Origin of the sequence: Kitasatospora nipponensis, assembly GCF_039528135.1 — a bacterium.
Lineage (GTDB): Bacteria > Actinomycetota > Actinomycetes > Streptomycetales > Streptomycetaceae > Kitasatospora > Kitasatospora nipponensis.
In genome coordinates this window covers 1-536 of sequence record NZ_BAAALF010001083.1, presented here as the reverse complement: position 1 = coordinate 536, position 536 = coordinate 1, and the positions used below count along the sequence as shown (strand labels likewise).

The 536-nt window shown below is 69.2% G+C and carries 1 protein-coding gene; it reads right to left on the bottom strand.

Annotated features, from left to right (window positions below; genetic code table 11):
- The coding region (locus ABD323_RS45000; RefSeq protein ID WP_344447726.1) for a glycoside hydrolase family 48 protein at window positions 1-536 on the bottom strand (536 nt) is incomplete at both ends.

Genomic DNA, 536 nt, shown 5'->3' with positions numbered 1-536 from the left:
AGCAGCTTGGCGTACGAGCCGGCCACCCCGACGTCCTTGGTGTAGTCGACCACGCTCACGTGCAGACCGGTGTTGGCGCCGGGTGCGGTGGCGTTCCAGCTGTCCGGCTTGCCGCTCCAGGCCAGCGTGGACGGGATCTGGTAGGTGCCGTCGGCGTTGAAGGTGGTCTTGCTCAGCGCCCAGGTGACCCACTTGTCGAGGACGGCCTTGGCCTTGGCGTCACCGCTGGCGTAGTAGTACTCGGCGACCCGCTCCAGACCCCAGGTCTGGAAGCCGAACCACTGGTTGCTCGGCGGGTCGTGGTAGACCGGCGCCTCGTCGTAGTACATCCCGTAGAAGGTCGGGGTGTTGGCGGGCGGGGTGGCGTAGCTGCCCTCCCAGCTGTTGGTCGCCCCACCGGAGATGGCGCCCTCGCTGGACTGCAGCCACTGGATGAACTCGACCTGGCGGGTCAGGCTGGTGGCCCAGTCCGCCTTGCCGGGGGCCGACTTGGGGGCCAGCGGCGGGTCGGTCACCAGCGCGTACGCGGCCATCGC